Annotated in this window: 3 protein-coding genes and 1 pseudogene; 1 reads left to right on the forward strand and 3 read right to left on the reverse strand. The window is 65.1% G+C overall.

Features of this window, described 5'->3' with window-relative positions:
- From waaC to glnE, 3 genes are all read right to left on the reverse strand, one after another.
- Window positions 1-486 (reverse strand): lipopolysaccharide heptosyltransferase I (gene waaC, locus RT028_RS19710; protein WP_312937084.1); only part of this gene is annotated, 486 nt, incomplete at its 3' end.
- Window positions 487-1536: a lipopolysaccharide heptosyltransferase II gene (gene waaF / locus RT028_RS19715; RefSeq protein ID WP_312937086.1), complete on the reverse strand. Its 1050-nt coding sequence runs from the start codon at window positions 1534-1536 to the stop codon at window positions 487-489. It lies immediately after the preceding gene.
- A gap of 451 nt (window positions 1537-1987) precedes the next feature.
- A complete protein-coding gene (gene glnE, locus RT028_RS19720) occupies window positions 1988-4921 on the reverse strand; it encodes a bifunctional [glutamate--ammonia ligase]-adenylyl-L-tyrosine phosphorylase/[glutamate--ammonia-ligase] adenylyltransferase (protein WP_312937088.1) in 2934 nt (977 codons plus the stop codon).
- 382 nt (window positions 4922-5303) lie between these two features.
- Here glnE and RT028_RS19725 point away from each other — a divergent pair.
- Window positions 5304-5785: pseudogene (locus RT028_RS19725) on the forward strand (pyruvate dehydrogenase (acetyl-transferring), homodimeric type); the annotation flags it as partial.

Raw genomic sequence — 5785 nt, forward strand, 5'->3', positions numbered from 1 at the left:
GTAGTCGCCCAGCCCCTCGGGCAGGTCGTAGGCCAGCGCCATGGCGAACAGCTGGCGCACCCGCTCCACGGCGTGCTGGCCCACCGCGACCGACAGGCGCCGGTCATAGAAGCGGCTCGCCAGCCCTTCACGCGCCGAGTAGCGGTCCAGCCCCGCCACCGGCGCCTTGACCAGCCGCGTCAGCCAGGCCGACTTGACCAGCCCCTGGGCGTCGATCACCAGGTCATAGGTGCGCTCGCGCAAGCGTTGCTTGAAGGCCTTCCACTCGCCGCTCTCGAGGGTCTGCCAGAGGTTCTTGCGCCAGCGCCGGATGGCCACCGGGATCACCTGATCCACGGCCGGGTGCCAGGCTGGAATCTCGGCGAAACCCTCTTCCACGACCCAGTCGAAGCGGATGCCTGGAAGCGCCCTGGCGGCATCGGTCAGGGCCGGCAGGGTATGGATCACATCGCCCAGAGACGAGGTTTTTATGATCAGTACCCGCACTTAGTCGACCCCGGCCATGACATCGATCAGTTGGCTGCCGTGCAGGCGTTGCAGCGCGGCGATCACCGCCTGCGGTTCGAGCAGGCGCAGGCAGTTGTAATGGCCGAAGCGGCAGGTGCGGTCGAAGCACGGGCTGCAGTCCAGGCCCAGGCGCACCACTTCGACCTGCTCGGCCAGCGGTGGGGTGAAGCCTGGCGAAGTGGAACCGTAGACCGCCACCAGCGGGCGATCGAGCGCGGCGGCGACGTGCATCAGGCCCGAATCGTTGGACACCACGGCGTCGGCGCAGGACATCAGGTCGATGGCCTCGGCCATCGACGTTTCACCGGCCAGATTCACCGACTCCTCGCGCAAGCCCGGAATCAGCCGCTCGCGGATCGCCTCGCCCACCGGATGGTCTTTCTTCGAGCCGAACAACCAGACCTGCCAACCCTGGCGCACCAGCGCATCGGCGACTTCGGCGTAGTGCTCGGCAGGCCAGCGCTTGGCCTCGCCGAACTCTGCGCCTGGGCACAGCGCCAGCACCGGGCGATCCAGCGCCAGGCCGAACTTGGCCAGGGCGGCGTCGCGGCTGCCGGCTTCGATCTGCAGGGAGGGACGAGGATAAGGCTGCGGCAAGTCGGCGCCAGGCGCATGGGCCAGGGCCATGAAGCGCTCGATCATCAACGGGTAGCGGGCTTTGTCGAGCTTGCGCACATCATTGAGCAGGCCCCAGCGCATCTCGCCACGCCAGCCGGTGCGCAATGGAATGCCGGCGAAGAACGGCACCAGCGCGGACTTCATCGAATTGGGCAGCAGAATCGCCTGGTCGTACTGGCCCTTGAGCGATTTGCCGATGCGCCGCCGCGTGCCCAGTTCCAGCGCGCCATGGCCGAGCGGGAAGCTCAAGGCCTGGCGCACTTCGGGCATGCGCTCGAGGATCGGCCGGCTCCAGTCAGGGGCCAGCACGTCGATGACGCAGTCGGGATGGCGCTGTTTCAAGGACTGGAACAGCGTTTGCGCCATCACCATGTCGCCGACCCAGCTGGGCCCAATGATCAGTATTCTCATGCGTTTTCCAGAACTTGAAAGGGCCGGCACCTGTGAGGGCCGACCCTTGGAGAAGTCGGCGGGCGCACCGTGCGGCAGAACGGCACGGCGGCGAGATGCCGGTCTTCTTTCTTTATATTCAGGCTGTGTGGCGCACAGTGTACCACCCACGTGCCGCATAACGCCTGAGTGACGCGTTTGCGACTTTGGGACCGCTGCGCGGGCCATCGCGGCTGAAGCCGCTCCCACACGGACCGCGTTGCGGTTGAGGAAAGTCTGATCCGACCGTTTGTCAGCCCTAAGCGAAAGACAGTTGGCTCCCACAGTAGGAGCGGCCGGTCCGGCGCGCCGGTCAGCCGCGATGCCCCCTGTAGGAGCGGCTTTAGCCGCGATGGGCTGCGCAGCAGCCCCACCCCAAGCACCGCATACCCCACAGTGGCACCCAATAACCGCCACCACGCCTCAAAAACCGTCAGCCCAGCCCCAATTCCCCCCAGATCCGCCGTACCTCACGGCGCTCATCAGCGAACTGGCTGGCATCCACCACCCCAGCCTGCTTCTGCAACGCCTGTCGGTGCGATGCCGAGCGGAAGGCCTTGTAGACTTCGCGCAGCAACGCCGCATCGGCAGCAGGCATCAGGCCGGCCTGTTCGAGCTCTTCGAGCAGGCGGATGTTGTCGGTCCAGCGCAACAGTGCAGGATGGTCATGGGACCACGCCAGGGCGGCATACTGCACCATGAACTCGATGTCGACGATACCACCAGCGTCCTGCTTCAGATCGAACGGCACACCGGCGTCAAAGGCGTTCGCGGCGGTCCCGGCAGCGGAGCTTTTGGTCCCCAGGCTGGCGCGCATCTTGGCGCGCATGTCGCTGACCTCCGTGCGCAGCGCACCGATGTCGCGCGCCTTGCCCAGCACGCGGTCACGCACGCCCTCGAAGGCACCGCCCACCGCCTTGCAGCCCACCAGCACCCGCGCCCGGACCAGCGCCTGATGCTCCCAGGTCCAGGCCTCGTTCTGCTGATAACGCTCGAAGGCGCCCAGCGAACTCACCAGCAGGCCCGAGGCCCCGGACGGCCGCAGGCGCATGTCGACGTCATACAGCTGCCCGGAGTTGGTCTGCGTGGTCAGCAGGTGAATGATGCGCTGGCCCAGGCGGGTGAAGAACTGCGCGCTGTCGATGGGCTTGGCGCCATCGGTGTCGGCATTCGGGTCACCGTCGTGGATGAACACCAGGTCGAGGTCCGAACCGTGCCCCAGCTCGATGCCACCCACCTTGCCGTACCCGACGATGATGAAGCCCGGCTCGCACAGGCTGCCGTCGCTGCGCTGCGGCTGACCATGGCGCGCCACGGTCTGGCGCCAGGCGAGGAACAGCACCTGGTCCAGAATCGCCTCGGCCAGCCAGGTGAGGTAATCGCTGACCTTCATCAGCGGCAGGTTGCCGGTGATTTCCGAGGCGGCCACACGCAGGCTATGGGCCAGCTTGAAATGCCGCAACGCCTCCATTTGCTGCTCGAGGTCGTCCTCGGGAATGCGCATCAGGCGTTCGCGCAGTTCAGAGGCCAGTTCCGGCGCCAGTGGGGGGCTGAACAGCCGGCCTTCGTTGAGCAGTTCATCGAGCAGCAAGGGGAAGCGGGTGATCTGTTCGGCGATCCACGGGCTGGCTGCGCACAGGGTCAGCAAGCGGCGCAGCGCACCGGGGTTTTCCGTGAGCAGCACCAGGTACGCTGATCGCCGCGCCACCGCCTCGACCAACGGCAGCACCCGCTCCAGCACCAGGTCGGGGTCCGCATGCTCGACGGCCTGGGCCAGCAGGCGCGGAATGAACGCATCCAGCCGTTCGCGACCAATGCGCTGCATCGAACGCAACGACGGGCTGGCACGCAGCGCCGTCAGGCGCCGCAAGGCCTCGGCCGGCTGTTGCAGACCGGCTTCCTGCAACTGCCTGCAGGCGGCCTCTTCATCCTGGGCCTGTTCCCACAGCGGCGACCATTCCCCCCCTACCACCAGTTCGCCTTCGGCCTCATCCTCATCGGGGTCGGCGATCACCTGGCGGAAATGCCAGTCGATGCGCTCGCGCCATTGCATCAGGCGCTCATGGAACTGCGTCCAGTCGGCAAAACCGAGCATGTAGGCCACGCGCTCGCGGTCGACAGGGTCCTCGGGCAGCATCTGCGTCTGCCGGTCGGCGATCGCCTGGATGGCGTGCTCGGTGTAGCGCAGGAAGGCATAGCCATCGCGCAGCTCGGCCACCACGGCGGGCGGCAGGTAGCCCTGCCCTTCGAGGGTCGCCAGCACCTTGAGCAACGGCCGTTGCTGCAAGCTCAGGTCGCGCCCGCCATGGATCAGCTGGAACGCCTGGGCGATGAACTCCACCTCGCGGATGCCGCCGGCACCGAGCTTGATGTTGTCGGCCATGCCCTTGCGCCGCACCTCCTGCTGGATCAGCTGCTTCATGGTGCGCAGCGCTTCGATGGCGGAAAAATCCAGGTAACGGCGGTACACGAACGGGCGCAGCATGGCTTGCAACTGCGCACCGGCCGCTTGATCACCGGCCACCACGCGGGCCTTGATCATGGCGTAGCGCTCCCAGTCGCGGCCCTGGTCCTGGTAATACTGCTCCAGCGCGTTGAAGCTCAGCACCAGCGCGCCGGACGAGCCATACGGGCGCAAGCGCATGTCGACGCGGAACACGAAACCATCGACGGTGACCGGATCAAGCGCCTTGATCAGCCGCTGGCCCAGGCGGGTGAAGAACTCCTGATTATCCAGCGGACGCTTCACGCCCTGGGTTTCGCCGCCTTCGGGGAAGGCGAAGATCAGGTCGATGTCCGACGACAGGTTCAGCTCCACTGCGCCCAGCTTGCCCATGCCCAGCACCACCATGTGCTGCGCTTCACCGCTGCGTGCGCCCACGGGCGTGCCGAACTGCTGGCAATGCCGTGGGTAGAGCCACTGATAGGCCTGGTCGATACAGGCGTCGGCAAGCTCGGACAGGTCGCGGCAGGTTTCCTTCAGTTCGGCCTGGCGAGTCAGGTCGCGCCAGATGATGCGCACCTGCTGCCGGTTGCGCTCATGGCGCAGCACACGCCCCAGTTCGTCCTCGGTCTGCGCCGCCTGCACCGCCGTGGCGAGGCGCGCGCACAGCTCACCCGGAGCCAGGGCCCGCTGCAGCTCGCCGCTGCCGATCAGCTCGCAGAACACCGCAGGCTCGCGCACCACCTGCTGCATGACGAAGTCACTGGCCGCCCCTACCTGCTCGAATTGCTCACGCTGCCCGGCAGACCACTGCGCGGGATCGAGCGCGGCATGCGCAGCCACGGCTTCTGCCAGCCACTGCTGGTTTCGGGCGACGATCGGTTGCAGTGCGGCGGGCAGAGAGGGCGGCAAAGGCTGGCGCATGGGCTATCCTTGATCGGCATTTGAGACGGGGAAGGCAGCGCCCACGGGGAAGGCTGACCTTGGAGAAGTGTATACAAAAAGTTATTAATAGCTTCTTAATGGATTCAAGCAGCAGAAAAGTTCAATAAAGCGGGATTAAAGAAGCATTTTTAACGTACAGGAACGATTTTTCCCACAAGCCGAAGGGCGACCTGACGTCGTCTTTCTGTAGTTTTACTACTACCCCTTCTCTGCAAAAGCATGAAATCCGAAAGCATTTGTAGTAAAACTACACGCCGCCGGATATCACGCCGGCAATCCAAGAATTCAAGACGTCTGCCCATAAGGCCAGTCGCAAACTCAGGCTTCCGATTCTGGTTGCCTTTCCGCCCTGGAGCAAGCCATGCAAGACCTCGATCCAATCGAAACCCAGGAATGGCTGGATGCACTGGAGTCGGTCCTCGACAAAGAAGGCGAAGACCGCGCTCATTACCTGATGACCCGTATGGGCGAGCTGGCCACCCGCAGTGGCTCGCAGCTGCCGTACGCCATCACCACGCCGTACCGCAACACCATTCCCGTGACCCACGAAGCACGCATGCCTGGCGACCTGTTCATGGAACGCCGCATTCGCTCGCTGGTTCGCTGGAATGCGCTGGCCATGGTCGTGCGCACCAACCTGAAAGACTCGGACCTGGGCGGACACATCTCGAGCTTCGCCTCCAGCGCGACCCTGTACGACATCGGCTTCAACTACTTCTTCCAGGCCCCGACCGATGAACACGGCGGCGACCTGATCTTCTATCAAGGCCACGCCTCCCCTGGCATCTACGCCCGCGCCTTCATGGAAGGTCGCATCAGCGAAGAGCAGATGAACAACTTCCG

It is taken from the genome of Pseudomonas sp., assembly GCF_032058845.1.
Taxonomy (GTDB): Bacteria; Pseudomonadota; Gammaproteobacteria; order Pseudomonadales; family Pseudomonadaceae; genus Aquipseudomonas.